Annotated in this window: 24 protein-coding genes; 11 read left to right on the top strand and 13 right to left on the bottom strand. The window is 59.4% G+C overall.

Going from position 1 to position 21,768, the window contains the following annotated elements; all coding sequences use genetic code 11:
• The first annotated feature begins 74 nt into the window (after positions 1-74).
• Together ACGYK4_RS14165 and ACGYK4_RS14160 are read left to right on the top strand one after the other, a co-directional pair.
• Entirely contained in the window at positions 75-2,246 is a 2,172-nt protein-coding gene (locus ACGYK4_RS14165) for a hypothetical protein (RefSeq protein ID WP_394376088.1), read from the top strand.
• 379 nt (positions 2,247-2,625) lie between these two features.
• The gene (locus ACGYK4_RS14160; RefSeq protein WP_248646449.1) at positions 2,626-2,787 is read left to right on the top strand and encodes a hypothetical protein; all 162 of its coding nucleotides are present in this window, start codon (positions 2,626-2,628) and stop codon (positions 2,785-2,787) included.
• 38 nt (positions 2,788-2,825) lie between these two features.
• Here the strand turns inward: ACGYK4_RS14160 and ACGYK4_RS14155 are convergent, their stop codons facing one another.
• Both ACGYK4_RS14155 and ACGYK4_RS14150 read right to left on the bottom strand, forming a co-directional pair.
• Positions 2,826-3,149, bottom strand: a complete 324-nt coding sequence (locus ACGYK4_RS14155; RefSeq protein WP_209218813.1) for a YnfA family protein — start codon at positions 3,147-3,149, stop codon at positions 2,826-2,828.
• Positions 3,149-3,574 (bottom strand): helix-turn-helix domain-containing protein, encoded by a 426-nt coding sequence (locus ACGYK4_RS14150; protein WP_136720334.1) that lies wholly within the window; start codon positions 3,572-3,574, stop codon positions 3,149-3,151. The genes ACGYK4_RS14155 and ACGYK4_RS14150 overlap by 1 nt, the downstream gene beginning before the upstream one ends.
• Before the next feature lie 153 nt (positions 3,575-3,727).
• Between ACGYK4_RS14150 and ACGYK4_RS14145 the strand changes: the two genes are divergently transcribed.
• The 4 genes from ACGYK4_RS14145 (at position 3,728) to ACGYK4_RS14130 (ending at position 8,327) form a co-directional block, all read left to right on the top strand.
• The gene (locus ACGYK4_RS14145) at positions 3,728-4,510 is read left to right on the top strand and encodes a ZIP family metal transporter (RefSeq protein WP_136720335.1); all 783 of its coding nucleotides are present in this window, start codon (positions 3,728-3,730) and stop codon (positions 4,508-4,510) included.
• Between the two features lie 84 nt (positions 4,511-4,594).
• On the top strand, positions 4,595-6,856 hold the full coding sequence (locus tag ACGYK4_RS14140; protein WP_247744646.1) for a heavy metal translocating P-type ATPase: 2,262 nt from the start codon (positions 4,595-4,597) through the stop codon (positions 6,854-6,856).
• Between the two features lie 19 nt (positions 6,857-6,875).
• Positions 6,876-7,343, top strand: coding sequence for a DUF411 domain-containing protein (locus tag ACGYK4_RS14135; RefSeq protein WP_136720336.1), 468 nt, complete (start codon positions 6,876-6,878; stop codon positions 7,341-7,343).
• A gap of 39 nt (positions 7,344-7,382) precedes the next feature.
• On the top strand, positions 7,383-8,327 hold the full coding sequence (locus tag ACGYK4_RS14130) for a cation diffusion facilitator family transporter (protein ID WP_394457083.1): 945 nt from the start codon (positions 7,383-7,385) through the stop codon (positions 8,325-8,327).
• Between the two features lie 626 nt (positions 8,328-8,953).
• Here the strand turns inward: ACGYK4_RS14130 and ACGYK4_RS14125 are convergent.
• Positions 8,954-9,139, bottom strand: a complete 186-nt coding sequence (locus ACGYK4_RS14125; RefSeq protein ID WP_136720337.1) for a hypothetical protein — start codon at positions 9,137-9,139, stop codon at positions 8,954-8,956.
• A 127-nt stretch (positions 9,140-9,266) separates the two neighbouring features.
• The gene (locus ACGYK4_RS14120) at positions 9,267-9,530 is read right to left on the bottom strand and encodes a hypothetical protein (protein ID WP_136720338.1); all 264 of its coding nucleotides are present in this window, start codon (positions 9,528-9,530) and stop codon (positions 9,267-9,269) included.
• 302 nt (positions 9,531-9,832) lie between these two features.
• On the opposite strand from ACGYK4_RS14120, the gene ACGYK4_RS14115 reads away from it, so the two are divergent.
• The 3 genes from ACGYK4_RS14115 to ACGYK4_RS14105 all read left to right on the top strand — a co-directional run bounded on the left by ACGYK4_RS14115 (position 9,833) and on the right by ACGYK4_RS14105 (position 11,861).
• Positions 9,833-10,030, top strand: coding sequence for a hypothetical protein (locus ACGYK4_RS14115; RefSeq protein ID WP_136720339.1), 198 nt, complete (start codon positions 9,833-9,835; stop codon positions 10,028-10,030).
• Between the two features lie 209 nt (positions 10,031-10,239).
• Positions 10,240-10,611 (top strand): helix-turn-helix domain-containing protein, encoded by a 372-nt coding sequence (locus tag ACGYK4_RS14110; protein ID WP_136720340.1) that lies wholly within the window; start codon positions 10,240-10,242, stop codon positions 10,609-10,611.
• On the top strand, positions 10,611-11,861 hold the full coding sequence (locus ACGYK4_RS14105) for a type II toxin-antitoxin system HipA family toxin (RefSeq protein ID WP_209218811.1): 1,251 nt from the start codon (positions 10,611-10,613) through the stop codon (positions 11,859-11,861). Before ACGYK4_RS14110 ends, ACGYK4_RS14105 begins: the two co-directional genes overlap by 1 nt.
• Before the next feature lie 316 nt (positions 11,862-12,177).
• On the opposite strand, the gene ACGYK4_RS14100 is transcribed toward ACGYK4_RS14105, so the two are convergent.
• The 9 genes from ACGYK4_RS14100 to ACGYK4_RS14060 all read right to left on the bottom strand — a co-directional run bounded on the left by ACGYK4_RS14100 (position 12,178) and on the right by ACGYK4_RS14060 (position 20,036).
• A complete protein-coding gene (locus ACGYK4_RS14100; RefSeq protein ID WP_136720342.1) occupies positions 12,178-12,603 on the bottom strand; it encodes a c-type cytochrome in 426 nt (141 codons plus the stop codon).
• The gene (locus ACGYK4_RS14095) at positions 12,600-13,898 is read right to left on the bottom strand and encodes a multicopper oxidase family protein (protein ID WP_209218810.1); all 1,299 of its coding nucleotides are present in this window, start codon (positions 13,896-13,898) and stop codon (positions 12,600-12,602) included. The genes ACGYK4_RS14100 and ACGYK4_RS14095 overlap by 4 nt, the downstream gene beginning before the upstream one ends.
• Before the next feature lie 175 nt (positions 13,899-14,073).
• On the bottom strand, positions 14,074-14,523 hold the full coding sequence (locus ACGYK4_RS14090) for an ion channel (RefSeq protein ID WP_136720344.1): 450 nt from the start codon (positions 14,521-14,523) through the stop codon (positions 14,074-14,076).
• A gap of 41 nt (positions 14,524-14,564) precedes the next feature.
• Complete coding sequence (locus ACGYK4_RS14085) at positions 14,565-15,188, bottom strand: helix-turn-helix transcriptional regulator (RefSeq protein ID WP_276153988.1); 624 nt, start codon at positions 15,186-15,188, stop codon at positions 14,565-14,567.
• Between the two features lie 18 nt (positions 15,189-15,206).
• Positions 15,207-15,941 carry a copper-binding protein gene (locus ACGYK4_RS14080; protein ID WP_209218808.1) on the bottom strand — a complete coding sequence of 245 codons (735 nt, stop codon included), beginning with the start codon at positions 15,939-15,941 and terminating at the stop codon, positions 15,207-15,209.
• Between the two features lie 46 nt (positions 15,942-15,987).
• Positions 15,988-17,346: a multicopper oxidase family protein gene (locus ACGYK4_RS14075; RefSeq protein WP_209218807.1), complete on the bottom strand. Its 1,359-nt coding sequence runs from the start codon at positions 17,344-17,346 to the stop codon at positions 15,988-15,990.
• Positions 17,347-17,363: 17 nt separating this feature from the next.
• Complete coding sequence (locus tag ACGYK4_RS14070; RefSeq protein WP_136720346.1) at positions 17,364-18,827, bottom strand: TolC family protein; 1,464 nt, start codon at positions 18,825-18,827, stop codon at positions 17,364-17,366.
• A complete protein-coding gene (locus ACGYK4_RS14065; protein ID WP_136720347.1) occupies positions 18,827-19,120 on the bottom strand; it encodes a hypothetical protein in 294 nt (97 codons plus the stop codon). The genes ACGYK4_RS14070 and ACGYK4_RS14065 overlap by 1 nt, the downstream gene beginning before the upstream one ends.
• A 643-nt stretch (positions 19,121-19,763) precedes the next feature.
• Positions 19,764-20,036 carry a metal-sensitive transcriptional regulator gene (locus tag ACGYK4_RS14060; protein WP_093928486.1) on the bottom strand — a complete coding sequence of 91 codons (273 nt, stop codon included), beginning with the start codon at positions 20,034-20,036 and terminating at the stop codon, positions 19,764-19,766.
• Positions 20,037-20,134: 98 nt separating this feature from the next.
• Between ACGYK4_RS14060 and ACGYK4_RS14055 the strand changes: the two genes are divergently transcribed.
• Positions 20,135-20,653: a DUF305 domain-containing protein gene (locus tag ACGYK4_RS14055; protein ID WP_247744645.1), complete on the top strand. Its 519-nt coding sequence runs from the start codon at positions 20,135-20,137 to the stop codon at positions 20,651-20,653.
• A gap of 16 nt (positions 20,654-20,669) precedes the next feature.
• Positions 20,670-21,458, top strand: a complete 789-nt coding sequence (locus tag ACGYK4_RS14050; RefSeq protein WP_136720348.1) for a MauE/DoxX family redox-associated membrane protein — start codon at positions 20,670-20,672, stop codon at positions 21,456-21,458.
• Positions 21,459-21,768 lie beyond the last annotated feature (310 nt).

Raw genomic sequence — 21,768 nt, 5'->3', positions numbered from 1 at the left:
TCCGAAACCAACCAATTTCTTCTCGATCTTCCGAACCGGTCTCACCTCCCTCCTGAACCAACAGGATGAGAGTGATGACTTTGACAAATCGAAACCTGCCGGCCCGTGATAGCTCAGGTCGGTTCTGCAATTCTGGTGCCTATCGCGTGGCTCACGCATGTCGCCCGACGACTTTCACCCCGGCATCTGAGGCGCGCCCAATGTTGAGGTCGGCGTTGACACTGGCCAACCGAACCTTGCGCGAGGCATCCGAAGGCGAAGGTGTGCCCAGTGTCATCGTCCGGGCCAGCCCCGGGGCCGGAAAAAGCACACTTGAGCGAGAGCTTATGGCCGAACGTGCATCTGAGGGGCAACTTGGGAACGTGGCCTTCCATGTGCCGACGCTTGCCTTGGCTGCGGAGGCGACACGCGAAGCGGAGTGCCTTGGCCTTTCTGCCCAAACCATTCGCGGCAGGTCTGCACCGAGACCTGACGGAAATGGTCCGATGTGCGCCAAGGCTGAGCTGGTCGAGCAAGCAAATCGAATTGGGCTCTCTGCAAAGGAGCATTTTTGCGAAAGGAAGTTGGAGGATGGCACAGTTGCACGATGCCCCCACTTCGAAGAATGCGCCTATCTTGGCCAATTCAGAGTGGATGCGGCCTGCCACTTCCTTGCGACCGCATACTTCGCCCTGCCGAAGCAACCAGGTGTAGATCCGACACTTAGGGTCTTGGACGAGACCTTCTGGAAGAGCTTCCTTTGGATCCGAGACATCGATCCCATCGCCTTCAAGGCCCCCCGGACATTTCTTCCGACGTCAGGCGCCGCAGATCATGCGGATCTACTAAAAGCGGCAGCGCAAGTCGTCGGGAAGCTTTGTGCTGGGGAGAGCCCGTTGGCATTGCCTTATTCTGCAGGCGATTTCACTGCTTTTGCTGAGCTTGAGCACAAGGGCCAGGCACCCGCTTCTGACATTCGCCCCGACCAGGACCCCCTGACCCAGAAAAGAATACTGGAGAAGGCCGCTCAGGCGCATCGGAAGGTTTCACGCTTCGCAGCGGTCTGGAAAGTTTTGGCCGAGGCAAAGCGTTTGGGCCTGACCGAGTGCGAGCGGCTTCGCCTATTTACAGATGGTGAAAAAGAGGTGCTGCGCGTGATGCGTAAGCAGCCGCTGCGGCACAAGGAACCTATGCTGGTTCTCGATGCCGATGCAGACACCGAGATCTTGGCCGCTCTCGGCTGTGATACTCGAGCAGAGCATGAACTGACCCTGCGGCCTCGAGCCCATGTCGTGCAGGTCCACGATCACCAGATGTCCATCTCGGCACTGCTGAACAGCGAAAGCCACCGCGAGGGGGGCAGAAGGGTAATCGCGAGAGAAGTGCTGCGTGATCGCCTCGCGAAGAACACAGGCGTGCTTGTAGGTGCAACCAGAACGGTTGTGCAGAAATTCTTCGAGGACGCAGGCCATGATTTCAGTTCGAAAAGTGAGACCGAGATCAACCAGATCATGCTTGGCACCAAGCTACATGGGGCACGATGGCTCTGGCTCGGAGGGAGGTCGTTGGGATCGAACCGCTACAAGGACTACTCCGCAGTGATCGTTCTTGGTCGTCAAGAGTTGCCTGTCTCGACGCTGGAGGATCAGGGACGCGCACTGTGGGGAGATACACATGGGGAACCGCTGAACTTCGTGCCGATGGATATGAAGGGAGGGCAGCGGCTGCCCTTGGTTGAACTGCCCTACGAAATGGCAGACGGTAGCGGCATGGCGGTGAAAGTGCCCTGCCATCCAGACCACAGAATCCGCCGGGTGCAATTACAGTCACGCGAACTCGCCACGCGCCAATTGGTCGAGCGTCTTCGACTGGCCCATGCTCCCTACCGTAAGCGTGTCATTCTGGTCTCCAATATTCCGATCCCTGGTCTTCCTGTGGACGAGTTGATCTCGTGGAATGAGCTGAAAGGGGACCGGATAGACGCCGCAATTTCTATCTCTCTGGTCGAGAACGGATTTGCTCGGTTCAAACAGGGAGAGATCGTCGAAAACGCTCCCGGAGTGTTCGACACGATCGATGCGCTCAAGGGAGAACTTGGAGAAAAGAAGTCATCGGCGCACTTGATCCGACGTTTCAAACAGTTTGCCAAGCCTTTGGGCGGGAAGCTTCGTCTGAGAGACTGTAGGCGGCCTCCGCTTGATGCGGCAACCAATTGGTCGGTCGAACTGCTGCTGCCTGAGAATGCGGCTCCCGGGCCGCGCGGGTAACATCTGCGCTGGCAAGCTACCGGGCAATCAAACAAATGATTTTTCGAAACCCACTTCGACCCAATGTTCTGGCTACAAGAAAGGAAACTGCTATGACTAACGAGAATTATTCGCCACAGAAAGATATCGAGGTAGATTTGATTGCAAGGGGAGGGGGAGCGCCCTCAGTCGCTTGACGTCTGGCATCTGAATGATGAGCAGCTCGAGACTATTAGGGATGCTTCAATCATTGAGCACGCAGCTGCATTTCTGGCGAACGCGATGAGTTGCCTCACTGATGAAGACGGTTTGGTGCAGATTGCTACTCACGAGCAACGAAGCTTACACGCCCCGCACGGCATGAGAGGAAAAGGAACAATGAATTAGCGAGACCCGCGAGGTGATGGTGCATAAGTCTGCCGCCAAAATCGGGGAAGAAGGCGAAATCACCGCCGGTTTCGCAGGTCAGCACGGCTGGTTCTGGCGCAACCGTGACAAGACCGAGGTGACGGTGACCGTTCAGGTGCTTGGCGAATACGACGAATTCAAAGACGCCAGCTAAACCTTATGGCTGCCGGTCCTTTCAGAAGGGTCGGCAGCCTATCCGGCGCGGGGCGCGAGAATAATCACCGTTGCGCCAAGAATACAGAGGCCCGCCCCGGCAGCATCCCAAAGATCAGGCCGCTGCCCTTCTACAGCCCACATCCACACCAGCGAAGCCGCGATATAGATACCGCCATAGGCCGCAAAAGCGCGCCCGGCGAACCCAGCTTCTACCAAGGCCAACAGCCCCGCAAACAGCGCCAAGCTCAGCAGCCCCGGCACCAGCCAAAGCGGCGATGCGCCGCGCCACCACGCCCAGACCGCGAAACACCCGACGATCTCAGCCAATGCCGCAAGCGGATAGAGCAGGGCAGCGGGCATCAGGCGGTGGCCCCGTGGTCGGCGAGACATTCCTCATGGTCGCGCAGCACCTCAAGGATGCGACAATCGGCCACCCGATCCGCATTGCACGCCCCGATCATGCGCTGCAATTCGACGCGGAGGGCTTCGAGCCGCACAAGTCGTGCCTCGACCTCACGAAGTTGCCTTTGGGCAATGGCATCCACATCAGCGCAGGACCGGTCGGGCGTGTCAGAGAGGTCCAGCAACTCTCGGATCGCCTCCAGCGAAAAGCCCAACTGGCGGGAATGACGGATGAAGGAGAGACGGTCCAACTCGGCATCGCCATAGCGCCGCTGTCCGCCTTCGGTTCGGCCGGGTTTAGGCATAAGGCCGATCTGCTCGTAATACCGGATCGTCTGCACTTTGGTGCCAGTGCGCTTTGCGAGTGTGCCGATGGCAAGCATGTCTGAGCCTCCTATAACCTATAGTCTCTGTAGGTTGCTCGGTAGTTTGGCGCAAGTGGACGGGGCACAATCCTTCCCATAGGCTTGGCCGACTGGCCCGGCGGACTACGTCGTCCACGGCTGCACATAGCAAATGTTGAGGAAGGATTCCCCTTGGAGACGATGTCACCTCTGATGCTTGGATTTCTCGGCAGTCTGGCTGCGGGGGCTATGACCGCAGTGGGGGCCGTGCCGGTGCTCTTTGGGCGCACCCCGTCGCGGGCAACGCGCGACCTGTCGTTGGGTTTTGCCGCAGGGGTGATGCTGGCGGCGTCTTTCTTTTCGCTCATCATCCCGGCACTGGATGCAGCAGGTCTGCGGTTTGACAGCGAGGCCGCGCCTGCCGCGATCGTCTGTGTGGCGATCTTGCTTGGCATGGGGGCTGTGGCACTCATGAACGAGCTTCTGCCGCATGAACACTTCAGGACGGGCCGAGAGGGGCCAGCGGCGGCATCGCTTCGACGGGTGTGGCTTTTCATCATTGCGATCACGATCCACAATTTCCCCGAAGGTCTGGCCGTTGGTGTGGGCTTCGGCGCGGATGGGCTGTCGGGCGGCATGCCACTGGCGCTTGGTATTGGGTTGCAAAATGCACCCGAAGGGCTCGCAGTGGCGGTGGCGCTCTTAGGCGAAGGTTACTCCAAAGGCCGCGCATGGGGCATTGCGGCCCTCACCGGGATGGTTGAACCAATCGGCGGTCTGCTCGGCGCCGGGATCATCGCACTGTCTGAGCCGTTGTTGCCTTGGGGGCTGGCCTTTGCCGCTGGGGCGATGCTTTACGTTATCAGCCATGAGATCATTCCCGAAACCCATCGCAGCGGGCATCAGAACAAGGCGACGCTCGGTTTGGCGATTGGGCTGGTGCTTATGCTGTTTCTTGACGTTTGGCTGGGCTAAAAAAAATTTTCAAAAAGCGCTTGAAGCTACAGTTGCTGTAGGTCGTATCTCTGCTCCTGACTGTGAATCGGATTGGAAACAGAGATGGCGGACGGAAACACCGCACAACGGGAATGGCGCGTCACGGGGATGGACTGCGGCGCCTGCGCGGCCAAGGTGCGCGGCGCGGTGGAGCGCTTGCCGGGGGTCGCGGATGTAGATGTCGCGCTGATGTCCGAACGGCTGCGCCTAACGCTGGATGAGGGTGAGACTTCGCCCGAGCGTATCGAGAAAGCCGTGCGCGGCATTGGTTTTGGCATCTCACCGAAGGGGACAAAGGCAGAGAGGCCCAAGGGCGGTTTCATCCTGCCGGACGATGCGGTGATCGGTGGGGCAGGGGCCGTGCCTCAGGACACTGCGCCCGAAGAGACAGCAGATCCCGCTTGGTATCAAACCATGAAAGGCCGCTTGGTCCTCGGCAGCGGCGCGTTGCTCGCAGCGGCATGGGCATCGCGGCTTGTCCTGCCGGCTGAGGTTTCGCATTGGGCCTTTGTCATCGCCACGCTGATCGGGCTTATCCCCGTCGCCCGCCGGGCTTTTGCAATGGCGCGGGTGGGCATGCCCTTTACCATCGAAATGCTGATGACCATCGCCGCCAGTGGCGCGCTCGTGATCGGAGAGCCGGAAGAGGCCGCGCTGGTGGTCTTTCTCTTTGCCGTGGGCGAATTGCTGGAGGGTGTCTCTGCCGGGAAGGCGCGTAACAGCATCCGTGCGCTGACCAAGCTGATGCCGAAAACGGCGCGGCTTGAGGTGGGCAACAAGACGCGGGAGGTGGCGGTAGAGGCGCTCAGCGTCGGCCAGATTGTGCAGGTGCGCCCCGGGGATCGGGTGCCCTGTGACGGCGAAGTGGTCAGCGGCACCTCGGGCGTGGACGAAAGCCCCGTAACCGGCGAGAGCGTGCCGCGCCTTAAGGAGCTGGGCGCGGATGTTTTTGCCGGATCGATCAACACAGAAGCGCTGCTCCGCGTCCGCGTTACCAAGGCTGCGGCGGACAACACCATCGCCCGCATTGTGCGGCTGGTGGAAGAGGCCGAAAGCGCCCGCGCACCGACCGAACGCTTCATTGATCGGTTCAGCCGCGTCTACATGCCCGCCGTGGTCGGCATGGCCGTTTTGGTGGCCGTGGTGCCGCCGCTCGCCTTCGGGGGAGCTTGGGGCGAATGGGTGTATCGAGCGTTGGCTTTGCTGCTGATCGGCTGCCCCTGCGCGCTGGTGATCTCGGTGCCTGCGTCGATCACCTCGGCTCTGTCCACCGGGGCGCGCAACGGGTTGCTGATGAAGGGCGGCGCAGTGATCGAAGCGGCGGCGCGGGTCACCCATGTGGCCTTTGACAAGACCGGAACGCTGACCCACGGCAAGCCGCGGGTGACCGATGTGCAGGTGCTGGTGGGGAATGAAGCTGACCTTCTGGCCCTTGCCGCAGGGGTTGAGAACGGCGCGAGCCACCCGCTCGGCCAAGCAATTTGCGGCGCGGCTGAAACACGCGGGATCGATCCTGCCCCCGCGACACAATCACGTGCCTTACCTGGAAAAGGGGCCGAGGCGGTGATCGCAGGGGCGACCATCTACGTTGGCTCCCCCCGTTTGGCGGCAGAACGCGGGGCGCTGTCAGAGACATTGCGCACCCAAGTCGAGACGCTCGAAGCGCAGGGCAAAACCGTGGTGATCGTGCTGCGCGGCGATGTGGCCCACGGTCTTATCGCCCTGCGCGATGAACCCCGCGCCGATGCGGCGGAGGCGGTGGCGCAATTGAATGCTTTGGGTATTTCCCCGGTGATGCTCACCGGGGACAACCGGCGCACGGCCTCGGCCATCGCAGTGGGGCTGGGCATCGAGCACCGCGCCGAGCTGATGCCCGAAGATAAGGTCGCGGCCATTCAAAACCTCACGGCTGAGGCGAAGGTCATGATGATCGGCGACGGCATCAATGACGCCCCCGCGCTCGCGGCGGCCCATGTGGGCGTCGCAATGGGCTCCGGCACCGATGTAGCGCTCGAGACCGCCGATGCGGCGATCCTGCGTGATCGGGTGACAGACGTGCCTGGCCAAATCCGTCTTGCCCGCGCAGCGATGGGCAATATCCGGCAGAACATCGCCATCGCGCTCGGGCTGAAAGCCGTGTTCCTTGTCACCACCGTGCTTGGCATCACTGGCCTCTGGATCGCGATCTTGGCGGATACCGGGGCAACTGTTCTGGTAACGCTTAACGCCCTCCGGCTGCTGTTTTTCCGGCCAACCACCGCTGAGCGGGTGGCCGAACCTGGCCGCCACCCTACAACACATACGACAAATGAAACGACAGTTTGAACCTTTGGAAGGACTTCACATGACCCTCACACGACGTAGTCTGCTGGCCTGTTCTGTAAGTTTTGCCGCCGCCGCACCATTTGCGGCATGGGCCGAAGTAAAGCCCGCCATCCACGTGATGAAAGACCCCAACTGCGGCTGCTGTTCGGCTTGGATCGAAATTCTGGAGAACGAGGGCTTTGCCGTAACGACCGAACGCAGCTTGGGAACGCTCTTGATCAAATACAAGCAAGACAACGGCATCCCGCAAAGTATGGCCTCCTGCCACACTGGAAAGATCGAGGGCTATATGATCGAAGGTCACGTCCCGCCCGCCGACATCCGTAAACTGCTGGCCGAGCGCCCAGATGCCATCGGTCTCGCCGTGCCGGGGATGCCCTATGGCTCGCCGGGGATGGGACCGGAGAACGAACGCGATGCATATGACGTCTATCTGATTGTCCGTGATGGCAGCAGCGAGGTGTTCACACACTACGAGGCTGCCTAAAACGCAGCGGTTCTGACCCTAAACCGGTAGGAAGCACACATGGCACATGATCACGCCCATATTGACCCCGAAAGCGGGGACCGCAGAGTATCACTGGCCATCTGGGCAAATGCCCTTCTGACGGTGGCGCAGATCGTAGGCGGTGTCTTTGCGGGGTCGCTCGCCCTTATCGCCGACGCGCTGCACAATTTTTCGGACATGGCCTCATTGGTCATTGCCTTTGTTGCCCGCAAGATCGCACGGCGTCCGGCAGATGCGCGGATGACCTTCGGCTATGGCCGGATCGAAATCATTGCGGCTCTGATTAACTACACCACGCTCATTCTTGTCGGGATATATCTGATCTACGAAGGCGGGATGCGCATGATCGATCCGCCTGCGGTGGCGGGTTGGACGGTGGTCATTCTGGGCGGGGTCGCGCTTGTCGTCGATACGTTGACGGCGCTTCTGACCTACTCGATGCAGAAGGGCAGCGTGAATATTAGGGCGTTGTTTTTGCACAACCTGTCCGATGCGCTGGCCTCGGTCGCGGTGATTATCGGCGGCACGCTCATCATCCTTTACGACCTTCGCTGGGTTGATCCGGCGATCACCATCGGTATCGCGGTCTATATCCTCTATCTGGCACTCACTGAAATCGGCGGCCCGATTCGTATGCTGATGTTGGGCAGCCCGCCTGACATGGATGCAGGGGCGGTTGTAAAGGCCATGACCAGCGTCGAGGGCGTCGGGGATGTGCATCACGTTCATCTCTGGCAGATGCAGGAGCATGAAGTGGCGCTTGATTGTCATGTGGTGTTGGTGAGCCGAGATTGGGCGGATCTTGAAACAGTAAAACGGGCGCTCAAGACAAAGCTCGAAGATGACTTCGGCATTACCCACTCGAGCCTTGAGTTTGAAACCTCAGATAATGCCCATGATGGTGCCGCGTTGTTTGGCCATAAAGACGGTGCAAAAAACGCCGGCGAAGAACCTGGCGCATAAGCATCTTAAGATGCCGAACAGCGCGGCCACACGTTTCACTGGACCATGTTCCGATCTTCAAAGCGTTACGGAAGATGCTACGGTTGGTGTCACTTTTCATAAAAGAGATGCGAGCGAGGTCCAGTTTGGTGTGCCGCAGTGCAGTATAGGGTCTGATTGGTGAAGGTCAGTTTAAGGCCGCCCGCTACAGGGGCGCCCAGACCGCGAGTGTGAAGCTACTCACGCACAAGACGGTCAGTCAGGCTCACAGCTGATATCGATTGCAGTGGCGTCCGAGGCGGCAACGAGGACATGTCTGAGCTTCTATCTAATGAAATTTGACTAACTGATAAGGTTATTGATGGATTGTTTCCAACGTGTCTCATTTTACGTCATCCAGCCGCCACAATGCCTTTTTGTTTCCTTGCGGCGCCTATTGAGTTGAAGGCCACTACCGCAAAAGGAACATGTAAAGTTCCTATTTCAAACCCCACTCGGCTCGAATGATCTTTGCGGCGCTCGAATGCCAGGAAGAGACTGGTCATTATTCAGTCTGAAATTTTCTTGCTTGGATTAGCTACCGAAAGCAGAAGATATCTCTGCAGTCACGATGACGTCCGAGGAGAGTTTAGTTGCAAGAAAGCCGATCATCTTTTCTGGCTATGTCTTTCACCGTCGAGGTTGTATGGCGCGTTCGCGATAAATCGACGCAAGCGCTCAGGATCGTGCGGACGATCTCGGCCGCTCACCCGAGCCAAGTAGGCCATATAGGCGATGGCCACGCCAGCCAGAACAACCGACGCGATCGACACGATGATGTCAAAAATAGCCATTGCCCCTCCTTTGAGCCGTCGCCCAGGTTCACACTGAACACTATAGAGCATAGCACAGTTCTGTCGCAGTTCATACCGAACCACGCGTTTTACAGGGGGTCCTTTTGCTTGTGACGAAGACCCGCTCCTACTTAGCGAGTGCCAACGGGAACGGGCAAAGCGTCTGAAAGTGCTCCGCGACCTGCCGCACCTTATCATGGGGCAGTCCCATCTCTGACACGAAGGAAAGCTGAAGATCCGGGGAGACTTCAGAGAAGAAGGAGAAGGCCGGCCCCATGAAGGACTGAGCGGCCTCAATGTCAGAGATTGCGGTGGCAAGCTGACAAGCGGATAGGTTCGCACCATATGGCGCGTTCACTGTTCCGAGAATCTTCGATGCGACGTGCACCATCCTTTATCTCCTTACCCAGATCGCATGGTCGGCGTTCTTTCGCGTTATGATCTTTTGGGTCCCGCGGCTCAGCCGCATCGAATGACACGTCAACATACCCTCTCCTGTGCATTACAGCTAATGTAGCACTCATGTCGCAGAAGGGGGGGGCGGCATCCGTTAATCTCGATTTTGCGAACCCTTGATCCACAATCAAGCGCTTTAACCAACTTAGCTAAGACGGCACTCGGGCGGATTTAGCGCCGGCCGGTTTTAGCGTCAATTTTGTGATAAACTCGGTTCAGCAGAGTAGGAGCACCGGGATGACAGACCCAATACCGGATGAATCAGACCCCGAGTGGGAGGAATGGTTTATAGAGAAGATGGGCCAGCCTGGGCCCGATGAGGAAGCGTTTTTCGAACGACTGCGGCGCCTTGGGCTTGGAGTTGGCCTCGATGAGGACGGGAACCTTGTCTATGATAAAGACCTTCCCGAAGCCAAGAACAGGCTTGGAGATTAGACCCTGCCCACGGCGCCGTAGTGTTATTGATCTCTGGAAAAACCCCCACCCGCAGTGGCGGTGCGGATGCCGACAGCGGCAAGAACTCGTCCATATCTGGCACCGATACGCCGCGCATCGGCCAGCTTTGACCTTGTTAGTTGAAGTTCACGGGTTAATAGGTCATATATGACCTTTAATCATCTTTTATAAGCCACATAAGACCAGTAATGTCGAATCTTCGTGCCCAGAGGGCTTTGGTAGACCTTGGCCGTAACATCAAGCAGGCGCGCCTCGCGCGTCGTCTTGCCATGCTCGATCTCGCCGAACGCGCAGGCGTGTCAGAAAAGACGATACAGCGTCTGGAGCGGGGCGATGCTGGCGTGGGCATCGGGAAACTGGCCGGGGTGCTTGCGGCGCTCGGCGAGCCCGATGCCCTCGCGGAGATCCTGCGAATAGAAGAGGATGCTGTGGGCCTGTCCCTCGCACTCGACGCAATTCCTAAGCGGGGGACATCCTATGTAAAGCGTGGCGGCGCACGAGCTCCGGATAGCCGCCATGAGGCCGACGTTGATGATGATGACGAAGGCGTAGGCTTCTGATGGCCCCGGGCACCCCGGAACAGAAGGTCACCCATGTCTGTCTTGGAAGCGCACTCTTGCCGGTCGGTAAGCTGCGGTTCACCCAAGGGTCGCGCCGCCATCATTCCGAGTTTCAATATTTCGAGAGATGGCTGAACGATGCGCGTGCCTTCGCGATCGCACCTCAGCTGCCGCTCGGATTAACGCCCTCCTATGTGTCTAAGGCATCCACAGGCGATCAGCGCGACAGCCTGCCTTCCGTCCTTCAAGATGCAACGCCTGATGCATGGGGGCGCCTCTTGATGGCGCGCGTTCACGGCGCGGACCTCAGTGAATTCGACATGCTTACCCTATTAGATGATACCACGCGTCAGGGTGCACTCCGCTTCACTGGAGAAGACGGCGGGATCATCAGTGGACATCGCGCACCGGTGCCGAACATCAACCAGCTTGACGCACTCCGGAACATTGCGGTCAGGGGCGAGCAGCGACGCGAGGTGTCGAGCGAGGATCTGCGCCTGATCGCAGGCGCTGGCGGCTCGATTGGCGGCGCCCGACCCAAGGTAAATGTGCAAGACCGCGACGCGCTCTGGATTGCTAAGTTCTCATCCTTGAGAGACCAGAGCCCTGTGGAGCGCATCGAGGTCGCGACCTTACAGTTGGCGCGGGAATGCGGCCTGCGCGCGCCAGACGCTCAGTTGATGTTGGAAAACTCGGACCATCCAGTGGCCCTGATCAGGCGCTTCGATCGGCGAGCGGGCGCGCGTGTCCCATATTTTTCAGCCCGCACAGCTCTTAATCGATCCGGAGCGAAGCCAGGCTCCTATACAGAGATTGCAGAGGCGATCCGGATGATCAGTAAGGCTGGGCGGGCAGATCTGCATGAACTTTGGGCACGAATGGCCTTCAACGTCCTTGTCACCAACACGGATGATCACCTGAAGAACCACGGCTTCATCTATGCCGACAACGGCCTTTGGCGGCTCTCTCCGCTCTTTGATGTGAACCCACAAGCGGGACGCCATCGCTATCTCGAGACGGCGATCATAGAAGGAGGGCCATTTAAGGCGTCACTCGATCTTGCGGTGGCCGCTGCGGAGTTCTTCGATCTATCGGAGCACGAGGCGCGCAAGCGGGTGCGTGCGATGGCCTCACTCATCGCCAACCGGTGGAGACCTCTCATGCGGCAATTCGGTGTTGGTGGAGAAGATCTGAAATCTCTCGCAGATGCCTTTGAACACAGCGAGGCAGAGAAGGCTCTTAGCCTCTGAACAACATCCGTCGATCTCTCGACGGCTACACCACGGCTGAGCGTTTCTGAGCCTCGAAGCGCTACGTCCGCTTTGAGCCCGTTGTGACCGTGCCGAGCTTGAAGCTATTCGCAGTCGCAGCATCGCATTCTTTGCAGAGGACGGCCCTTAGCGGTCGTTCGACAAGGTTTCAGCGAATGACCGAAGCGCTCTCTTTCGTCCGATGCCGAGGCTTAGACGAATGGTCGCATTTTCTGGTCGTTTAGGTGGCACATTTTAGCCCCTACTGCTTATCGGTGTCAGTTTGGGGGCCGAGCCCCAGCAAAGTTGCCGGCTCTCAATGGGGTCGATTTCGGCTGGCCTGAGCAGCCTTTGAGCGCGGTGGCCAGGTCGACCTGATATAAGCCAGTATGGTCCAAATATCTTCGTCTGAGATTACCTCACCGAAGGCGGGCATGCCGCTGTTGAAACCCTTCACGCCCCGGGACGCCAGCGCAACCTCGCCCCCGAGCTTGGTGTAGTCGAACAGCAGCGTATTATCATGGTGCCAAGTATGCCCCGTTGCATCATGCGGCGGCGCGGGCAGCACACCATCTTCGTCTGGCGTTCGCCAGTCGGGCTGTCCTTCGAGGTCTGCGCCATGGCAGGCGGCGCAGTTCTCGGCGTAGAGCGCGCGTCCCGCGACGAGATCGCGGCCGTCGAGTTCGTGATCGGCCTGCGCGGCAGATGCGACGGCACAGAAAATCAAAGCGATCCGTTTCATGCGACTTCTACCCATGTGCGCATTCCCCCGATGGCGTGGCTCAACATATGACAATGGATCAACCAGCGCCCCGGATTATCGAAGACGCAGAGAACATCGCGGCTTTCCCCGGCAGCGACCAAGGTTGTATCGCGCAGATCGCCGAGGCGGCCGTCAAGCGCCATCTCATAGAAGTGGTGCCCATGCAGATGAATGCCATGTGAAAAGGCGGTTTCATTAACCAAGGTGATCCGCACCGTTTCGCCGCGTTCGATGGCGGCAAAGGGGTCCTGTGGCAGGTCCGAGACATCGTTGAAGGACCAGATATTGGCCCCGCCGTGCCGACCGCCCATGGCACCGCCCATCATGGTCAGCGTCAGGTGCTGGGAGGGGGTGCCCGGTGCCGGGCGGTCCGGTGCCGCCAGTGTCGGCAGAGGGCCAGATTGCCGATCCGTATTCTCGCCGGAGATGGACAATTCGGCCAGACGGTAAGGCTCCTGCCGCGTGGGCATGTCAAAGCCGACCGGGCCGGTGACATCAACGATCAGATCGGCCCGCTGGGCCGGTGCCAGAACGAGGTCAGAGGCCGCGCGGGGTTGGCTCAGTGCCATGCCGTCCAAGGCGACAACCGAACCAGAGACGCCAGAGATGCTTAGGGGGAAAATACGGTTGGTCGCCGCATTGATCAGCCGCAGGCGGATGCGATCACCTTGCCGCACCTCGCTTAGCGATAGGAAGCCGCGGGCGAAATTGCCCATATAGCCCGCATGTGCGACGCTATGCATGTCGGTGAATTCATCAACAAGGCTGCCATCTTCGTCGATGATCCAATCGGACAGGATCACGGTGATGTCATGGTCCAGATCGAGGGGGGCGTCGTCTTCGACGATCAGCGGCCCCATCAGACCCCGCGCCACCTGCTCTTGCGAGATGTAGTGCGAATGATACCAGTAGGTCCCCGCGTCGGGCGGGACGAAGCTGTAGGTCTTGCTGTCACCGGGGTTAATCAGGTCTTGCGTCAGGACCGGAACGCCATCCATCCGGTTTTCCAACCGGATGCCGTGCCAATGCACGGCGGTGCCCTCTTCGAGCCCGTTCTTGACCTCGATTGAGACCCGCTCCCCGCGCTTCACCCTGAGTTCCGGCCCAGGCATCGACCCGTTGAACCCCAGCATCGCGGTGGCGCCTTCCCCTTCGGGAAGAATTTGACGCGTGACGGCCTCGGCCCTCAGCTTCAGGGGCGTTTGACCAGCGAGGCCCGGCAGTGGCAGGACCGTCGCGGCTGAGACGCTGGCAAGGAATTGTCTTCTGTTCATGTCATGCCTTATCGGGATAAATTGCGATTGATGCTGCCACGGGGGACAGGGCGCGCCGATGTCCGAGGCGTGTAGGTATGTCCTGCCGGGGCCGATCCCAACTGCCGATGACGGGTTGGAGGTGGGCCGCCTATGCGCTCTCTATCGGGAAAGAGAATGAGTCGAACCACTTGGGTCATCCCTTGTCCGACAGGGGGGCGCGTCCCCCCATGATCTGTAGCACGAAGCTTCCTGACGCCGTTATCATGAGAAAGCCGTGAAATGCTTCTATCCCGGTAAGGAAGCGCAGGTGCCCCACGGGGGTCAAGTCGCCCCGCCCTAAGGTGGTGAAGTTGACCAGCGAGAAATAGAAATAATCCATCATCGTGGTGGGCTTGCCCGCCGGGCCGGAGACGTTCAGCGCGCCGATTTGCAAACCCTGCACAGCCCAAAGGAAGAACAGCGTATAGATGAAAGCCTCGATGACATGCGCGATTGTGATTGCGCCGATGGCCAAGCCAAGGTTCTGGCCATGCGCAGCTCTTTTGCGCTGCGCGATGGTATCGGAAACCCATTTGAGCACGAAATAGTGGATCGCCGTGCAGATGCTGACGACCAGAACTGATAGAAGAATTGCTTGGATCATGAAGGGGCAACCTGCTTTGTTGGGGGCTTTTCCTCAGGCGATTAAGCGGGGGCGGCGTTTGTTCTGGTTGCAGCGCCTATAGTCGAACCCTTCACAGCCACAGTTTGCAGGGCCTCCGCGGGCATCAATGCGTCATCCATCAGATCTTCAATGAAGGTGCTGAGCAACTGTGTGCGCCCGGTGACGGCAGCCTTGCGATAAATCGCGTTTGTCTGCGCCTTGATTGTCCCTTCTGAGGTGCCGCGCAGTTCCGCAATGTCGCGGGTGCTTAGTCCTTTGACCAAAAAGACCGCGACGTCCCGCTCTGCGGGGGTCAGCCGCCAATCCGTGAAATGTTGCGTCATCACCATCGAGAACTCCGAGGTGCAGCGGCGCATCTTATCTTCGGCCAGCCGCGCACGTTGCAGACTGGTCCTGAGGGCGACCCAACCAAGCGCCACGCCGAGGTTCAGGCCGATGGCCAAGATCGTTTGTTGATACTCGTGGCTTTGCCAAATCAGAAAGTCAGGCTCCATTCCCATGGCGTCCAGCAGGAAGCAGACGGAAAAGAAGATTGCCACAATTGCCTGCAGTGCAGCGATGGCCCAAAGGGCGGTGGTTCCACGCGATCTCATTACTCGAACTGCCTTATTGTTTGGTGGAAAGAGCAGGGCCAGCCAGTTCACCGGCCCTGCTGTCGGCGCTTACTTCATCGCTGTGACGGTCAGCTTGCCTTTTACACGGTCGGCCACGAATTCGATGTTCTGGCCTTCCTTCATATTGGCGATCAGCGTCTCATCGGCTTTGAACACCATGGTCATCGACGGCATGTCGAGGTTTTCCAGCGGGCCGTGAATGATGGTCACTTTCTTGCCCTTGGCGTCGACTTTCTTGATCTTGCCGGTTGAGTAGACGGCGGGCGCCGCGGGGGCCTCATCAGACTGCTTCACGGTGATCGGGCCATGCATGCCGGATTCGTAATGGCCGGGGATCAGGCAGGCGAACTCGAAGGAACCTTCATTGGCGAAGGTCCAGATCACCTCGCCCTCCATGCCGGGATCAAGGCGAACGGAGTTCGGGTCGTCATGCTCCATGTCCATCTTGGCCATGGCGTCCTTGTGCTCGGCATTGCCTTCCATCGTGTCGATTACGAACTCATGCTCGATCTCGCCTTTGTTGGTGACGCCAAAGCGAATGGTCTCGCCTTTTTTGATGTCGAACTCGGCGGGTTCAAAGATCATCTCGCCGTCGTCGGTTTCGCGCATGGTCACCTCGATCGTGCGGTCAACCGCCTCGGCCTTGCCGGGCATGCCTGCGGCCATTTCCTTGTGCATGTCGCCATGGCCGTCATCGGCGTGACCGCCGCCATGGGTGCCTGCCGCATAGGCCGGAGCGGTGATGAGAAGGCTGAGGGCGGTTGAGAGAAGAAATTTGTTCATGGTGTTTCCTGTATGGTTTTAGAGGTGATTATAGTCCAAGAGCCGCTTAGCCCTTGGAGGTTGGTTTCGGCGTGATCTGGGTTTTCGGGCTGTGGTTCTGCGCGAAGTCCGGCAGTTCCCCGGTCCATTCATACGCCTCGGTGCCCGGAGGGTTTTCATACCAGCCGGGATCTTCGTAGTCGTCCGCGTCGATGCCTTCGCGCACCTTCACGACCGAAAACATGCCGCCCATTTCAAGGGGTCCATGCGGCCCCCAGCCGGCCATCATCGGCACGGTGTTGTCGGGCAGCGGCATCGACATTTCGCCCATATCCGCCATGCCCGCCGTGCCCATGGGCATGAACTCAGGCTGCACGCGGCGGACCTGACGTGTCATGTTGGAACTGTTGGTGCCGATCAGCGTGGGCACGTCGTGGCCCATAGCGTTCATCGTGTGGTGCGACTTGTGACAGTGGATCGCCCAGTCGCCCAGATGCTCGGCCACGAACTCATAGGCGCGCATGGCGCCGACGGGAATGTCGATGGAGACCTCGGGCCACTGCGCCGATTCCGGCACCCAGCCGCCATCCGTGCAGGTGACCTTGAAGTCATAGCCATGCATGTGGATCGGGTGGTTGGTCATCGTGAGATTGCCGACGCGCACGCGAACCTTGTCGCCATGGTTGACGACCAGGGGGTCAATGTCCGGGAAGATGCGGCTGTTCCATGTCCAGAGGTTAAAATCCGTCATCGTCATGATTTTCGGGATGTAGCTGCCCGGATCGATGTCGAAAGCGTTCAGCATAATCAGGAAATCCCGATCAACGCGCATGAAATCGGGGTCTTTGGGATGGACCACGAACATGCCCATCATGCCCATCGCCATCTGCACCATCTCATCCCCATGCGGGTGATACATGAAGGTGCCGGATTTGGTCAGGTCGAACTCGTAGATAAATGTCTTGCCCGGCGGGATGCCCGGATGGCTCAGCCCGCCGACACCGTCCATGCCCGAGGGCAGGATCAGCCCGTGCCAATGCACCGTCGTATGTTCCGGCAGGCGGTTGGTAACATAGATGCGCACCCGGTCGCCCTCGACGGCTTCGATGGTCGGACCGGTGGACTGACCGTTGTAGCCCCAGAGGCGCGCGACCATACCATCAGCAAGTTCACGCTCGACCGGCTCGGCAACGAGGTGAAATTCCTTCACGCCATTGTTCATCCGGTGCGGCAGGGTCCAGCCGTTGAGCGTGACCACGGGGTTATAGTCCGGCCCACTGGTGGGACGGGTCGGCGCTTGGGTGAGGGCCGAATCCATCTCGGCGGCCTCGGGCAGGCCCATATTCATGGTCTGGCCCCATGCTTTGGAGGACACGAGCGTTGCACCCGCAGCGCCGGCCCCCAGCAGTTGACGTCTGTTAATCATCTGGTTGCTTCCTTGTCTCAATGTCCTGCGCCGCCACTGGCGGCGATCTGTGTCTCTCCGCCGGCACCGCCGCCGCCGCTGCCACCGCCGTAGATCGCGGCGGTCAGACCGGCAGAGGCCAGCCAGAACTCACGCTTGGCATTGGCTGCCTCAAGCTGGCTTCCGATCTTTTCGCGGGCGTCGTTCAACAGATCGAAGGTGCTGGTGATCATGCCGTTGTTGCTGAGCAGAGCCTCTTCATCGATGGTGCGGCGCAAAGGCAGCACCACGTCTGAGTAGTGCCGTGCGATCTGGTGGCTTGAGCGGTAGGCCGTGGCCGCCGCCCGGGCTTCGGAGCGGACGTTCACCGCCCGTTCGGCCAGCACATTGGCGGCTTGAAGATAGCTAAGCTCGGCCTTGCGCATTCGCGCCTTGCCGCTGTCGAAAATTGGGATGACGAACTCGAACTCGACCTGAGGTGAGATACTGGTCTCGACTTCCCCGTCCTCTTCCTCACGCTCGACCTCGGCACCAGCGATGACTTCGAGGTCGGTCAGGGTGCGGGTGGCATCGGTCAGACCATAGGCCTTGGCCGTTGCTGCCAACCCCAGCCGGGCGACTTCCAAATCAACACGATTGGCGAGCGCCAGCCGTTCGATGCCCTTGTGGCTGCTGACCGTATTGGGCACGCGGGGCAGAGCATCGGGCACATAATAGGCCACGTCCTGCCCCCAGAGCCCCATGAGCCGGGTCAGCTGTTCCTTGGCCAATTGCGCATCCAGCCGCGCCTGCGCCAGCTGTCCGGCCATCTCGGCATTGAACGCCTGCTCGCGGGCCTGTGCGGCCTTGTTGAGCGCGCCGGTCTTGCCCAGCTGCTGCGCCAGTTCCGCCGCCGCATCGGTGGTGACGGCAGCACGTTTAAGGTAGCCCACCGCCTCAAAGGCGGCGACCGCGTTGATCCATGCCTCGCGCGTTTCATTGGCCAGTGCCAGCGTGTCGCTCACCGCCTGCATCTGCGCGTGCTGGAATTCCGCCTCGGCAGCGGCGATGCGCTGTTTGCGGGTGCGAGCGTCCAGCAGGTTCACGGCGATCATGCTTTCCAAGGCACGGTAAAGCCCGACCTCGGGCGCGCCGATGCCCAGCAAGCCGATGGAGACGACGGGGTTTTCTGGCGTGGACTGCTGCCATGCTTCGGCCGCCGAGAGGCCGATCTGCGCATAGGACGCCTGAAGCCCCTTGTTGTTCAAAAGCGCGACCTGCACAGCGGTTTCGGCACTGATCGTTTTACCCTGCACCATGGCGCGGACCTGTTTGGAGGCCGCGACGGTCTCGGCCTGCGACTGCGCCCAGACGGTGCGCTTGCCGATGGCCTTGGAGGTGCGTGCCTCCACGGTGGCAAAGCCAGCATCACGGGCCGAGAAACTCACCGGCAGGTCCGTTGCCGTGCAGGCGCCCAAGATCAGTGGTGTAATGACGGCGGCGGTTTTCAATTTCCAACGCATCAGTGGTTCATCCCCTGCATATCCATCCCTTGCATAGGTGCCTGTTCAGCGTTCAACCGTCGCCAATCGAGCGGCTCCACCACGCCGCGACGCCGGTAGCCTGCAAAGGGTTGCTCTTCGGCGGTCGTGGCACTGCCGCGCGTGCTGTTGTCGGCGGCGGTCATCGCGGCGACTTCGGGCAGAGGCGTGGGCTGCTGCACATAGGCGGCAGTGACGTCTGGAAATGGGGGGAGCGTCGTGGCGCAAGCCCCAAGGGTCAGGGACATCGCCCCTGCAATCAGTGGTAATTTCATTGGTTTTTTGCCTGAGAATAAGGTGATCTTACCCGCAGCCAGACGCCGCGGATGCAAAGGCCGTTAGTCGGCCGGGATCAACTCAGGCTCGAGGCGGACGCAATTTACCAGCGGGTTGGCCAGAGGCGACAGAATGGGACACGCTGGTGTATTCAACGGATCGCACAGCCGTCATTTTGGCGTCCTGCGAGGAGGTCAGCGCTCCCGTCAGGCAAATTCCACCACAGCAAGGCTCGCCTTCGAAACTGTCAGATATTTCTGTTTGGTCGGGCGTGGCCGCTGCGTCCGGATGCAGTTCGGACTCTGTGGTCATCTGATGACCCGCGTGATGCGCCGCCTGCGCGCTGTCATGCATCCCGCTTTCGGCATGAACCGACGAGGGCGGCAGCAGCAACAGACCACAGGCCAAAACCACGCCGAGAAGGACGCGACAGAGGTTGGATATGTCTTCCAGAGCACGCATAGGTGTTAGCAGTGTCGTAAGTCGCAGAGCCTGTCAACGCGTCCAGCGCTGGAAGGATTGCGGTTTTCTGGCGGAAACCGGCCTAAAGTGCGGGGCGGCGGATTGGCGTTCCGACCCAGAGAAGAGGTCAGAGGCGCTGGCTACGGTGCCAGAGCGCGATGGGCATTCGGTCCGAAACGCCTACTTCGACGCCTTTTGCAAAAGACCAATCAACTCGTCAAACTTGGCGCGTTGTTCTTCCGGGTCGCCGCTGGCAATCGCAGCCTCGACGCAATGCTGAGCGTGGTTCTCCAGCACAAGCTTTTCGACCCCCAGAACGGCGGATCGGATTGCCGCAGTCTGTGCTAAGATGTCCATGCAGTAGCGGTCGGCCTCAACCATTTTCGCGATGCCGCGCACTTGTCCTTCGAGCCGCGCCAGGCGATCCAGCGTCTTTTCCTTGTTAGCCTTCATGAGGCGTCGCTCCATTCGGGATTTGTTGCCGATCGGATAATATACCCCATATGGGTATAAAACGATGGCACACATTGGCAATTTAGGAGGGCAATACAATGGATTCAAAGAATAAGCACGACGATAGCACAAGCAGCGGCTATGGCCGGTTCTTTGCGATGATCGGCACCTCGACGGTCGTGATGTATGGCCTGATGTATCTTAACACTTATGCCCTTGACCATGTCTTCTTCTCGCAGACGCGGATGTGGATGGCGCTCTATATGGGCGGGGTAATGGCAATTATCATGCTCGCCTTCATGCTCGGCATGTATTCCAATCGAAAGACGAATTTTGCGATCTTCACTGGGGCTGCCATCGCCTTTGCGGCCGGCGTCTACTTGGTCCGGTCGCAAGATACGGTAGGCGACACCGCTTGGATGAAAGCCATGATCCCGCACCATTCAATCGCGATCCTGACCAGCGAACGCGCAAACCTGTCCGATCCGCGCGTGCGCGAGTTGGCCGACGCGATCATCGAGGCACAGCGCAGCGAGATCGAAGAGATGAAGCTATATATCGAAGACATCGAAGCCAACGGGGATGCAGCGCCTGGCACGCCCCGCACCAAACCCTAAGATAAAGGAGCATATCATGCCATGTGACACCCGCGATGTCGCAGACGTAACAGCTGACCCAGCCGCATCCGCGACAGGGAAAACCGCCGTGCTCTACCGCATGGCCCTGCCAAACCACCTGTGCCCGTCAGGGCAGAAGGCGCGATGGCTTTTGGAGCGCAAGGGCTACGAGGTCGATGACCGCCTGTTCCGCGCGCGGTCCGAAGTCGACGCGTTCAAGGCGCAATACGATGTTCCCACGACCCCGCAAGTCTGGATCGAAGGGAAGCGCATTGGCGGCTATGACGCCCTGCGCCAAGAACTTACCGACTACGACCCTGCGTCGACCACCTACAATCCCGTGATCTATCTCTTTGCCGTGGCTGCGGCGACAGCGCTTGCTCTGTCCATCGGCTTTCTCGGCGCGATCACGTGGCAGACGCTCGGTTGGTTCATTTCAGTCTCGATGATCCTATTGGGAATGCAGAAGCTGCGTGATATTGAAAGCTTCACGACGATGTTCCTCAACTACGACCTGCTGGCACGCAAATGGGTGCCATATGCCTACGTTTATCCATGGGTTGAAACCGGGGCGGGCGTGCTGATGACCGGGATGTTGCTAACCTCAATTGCCGCCCCAGCCGCACTCTTCATAGCCACGGTTGGCGCAGTAAGCGTGTTCAAGGCCGTCTACATCGACAAGCGTGAGTTAAAATGCGCCTGCGTTGGCGGCAATTCGAACGTGCCTCTCGGATTTGTGAGCCTGTCCGAAAATCTGATGATGATGGGCATGGCCATAGTGATGTTGGCCAAGATGTTTACCTGAAGGTCGGGCGCAGCATCTTGCGCTTAGCAAGAGTTCGCAGGGCGGAAATGGTCAACTGAAGCAAAAATGCTTGTCTCAGCTTTGTCCGCAGAGCTGCCGTTCGCGCGTTTTGCGACGAACGGCGGCTCTCCGCCCATTATTAAAGTCCTCGCAGATGCGGCGGAGATCATGCAAGTGCAGCGAAGGTCCGGAAGGTCCCGCCAAGCCGACCTCCAGCCTTGGTTAGACATAGCTGTTGATTGTCACTGAGAACTGACCCGGTAGCCCCATAAATTGTCACTGAGAATTGACCCATGTGAACACACTTCCC

This window comes from Sulfitobacter sp. 1A13368, assembly GCF_043557275.1.
Classification (GTDB): Bacteria; Pseudomonadota; Alphaproteobacteria; order Rhodobacterales; family Rhodobacteraceae; genus Sulfitobacter; species Sulfitobacter faviae.
The sequence above is the reverse complement of the archived record's forward strand: the minus strand, read 5'-3'. Positions and strand labels throughout refer to the sequence as shown.

Bases quoted from the DNA above. Each gene is read 5' to 3' on its own strand.
- ACGYK4_RS14150 (WP_136720334.1), bottom strand. From the start codon at position 3,574: ATGCTTGCCATCGGCACACTCGCAAAGCGCACTGGCACCAAAGTGCAG.
- ACGYK4_RS14130 (WP_394457083.1), top strand. From the start codon at position 7,383: ATGGCACATGATCACGCCCATATTGACCCCGAAAGCGGGGACCGCAGA.
- ACGYK4_RS14120 (WP_136720338.1), bottom strand. From the start codon at position 9,530: ATGGTGCACGTCGCATCGAAGATTCTCGGAACAGTGAACGCGCCATAT.
- ACGYK4_RS14080 (WP_209218808.1), bottom strand. From the start codon at position 15,941: ATGAACAAATTTCTTCTCTCAACCGCCCTCAGCCTTCTCATCACCGCT.
- ACGYK4_RS14165 (WP_394376088.1), top strand. From the start codon at position 75: ATGACTTTGACAAATCGAAACCTGCCGGCCCGTGATAGCTCAGGTCGG.
- ACGYK4_RS14105 (WP_209218811.1), top strand. From the start codon at position 10,611: ATGGCCCCGGGCACCCCGGAACAGAAGGTCACCCATGTCTGTCTTGGA.
- ACGYK4_RS14140 (WP_247744646.1), top strand. From the start codon at position 4,595: ATGGCGGACGGAAACACCGCACAACGGGAATGGCGCGTCACGGGGATG.
- ACGYK4_RS14050 (WP_136720348.1), top strand. From the start codon at position 20,670: ATGCCATGTGACACCCGCGATGTCGCAGACGTAACAGCTGACCCAGCC.
- ACGYK4_RS14135 (WP_136720336.1), top strand. From the start codon at position 6,876: ATGACCCTCACACGACGTAGTCTGCTGGCCTGTTCTGTAAGTTTTGCC.
- ACGYK4_RS14065 (WP_136720347.1), bottom strand. From the start codon at position 19,120: ATGAAATTACCACTGATTGCAGGGGCGATGTCCCTGACCCTTGGGGCT.
- ACGYK4_RS14125 (WP_136720337.1), bottom strand. From the start codon at position 9,139: ATGGCTATTTTTGACATCATCGTGTCGATCGCGTCGGTTGTTCTGGCT.
- ACGYK4_RS14095 (WP_209218810.1), bottom strand. From the start codon at position 13,898: ATGAACAGAAGACAATTCCTTGCCAGCGTCTCAGCCGCGACGGTCCTG.
- ACGYK4_RS14115 (WP_136720339.1), top strand. From the start codon at position 9,833: ATGACAGACCCAATACCGGATGAATCAGACCCCGAGTGGGAGGAATGG.
- ACGYK4_RS14110 (WP_136720340.1), top strand. From the start codon at position 10,240: ATGTCGAATCTTCGTGCCCAGAGGGCTTTGGTAGACCTTGGCCGTAAC.
- ACGYK4_RS14090 (WP_136720344.1), bottom strand. From the start codon at position 14,523: ATGATCCAAGCAATTCTTCTATCAGTTCTGGTCGTCAGCATCTGCACG.
- ACGYK4_RS14055 (WP_247744645.1), top strand. From the start codon at position 20,135: ATGGATTCAAAGAATAAGCACGACGATAGCACAAGCAGCGGCTATGGC.
- ACGYK4_RS14100 (WP_136720342.1), bottom strand. From the start codon at position 12,603: ATGAAACGGATCGCTTTGATTTTCTGTGCCGTCGCATCTGCCGCGCAG.
- ACGYK4_RS14070 (WP_136720346.1), bottom strand. From the start codon at position 18,827: ATGCGTTGGAAATTGAAAACCGCCGCCGTCATTACACCACTGATCTTG.
- ACGYK4_RS14155 (WP_209218813.1), bottom strand. From the start codon at position 3,149: ATGCCCGCTGCCCTGCTCTATCCGCTTGCGGCATTGGCTGAGATCGTC.
- ACGYK4_RS14060 (WP_093928486.1), bottom strand. From the start codon at position 20,036: ATGAAGGCTAACAAGGAAAAGACGCTGGATCGCCTGGCGCGGCTCGAA.
- ACGYK4_RS14075 (WP_209218807.1), bottom strand. From the start codon at position 17,346: ATGATTAACAGACGTCAACTGCTGGGGGCCGGCGCTGCGGGTGCAACG.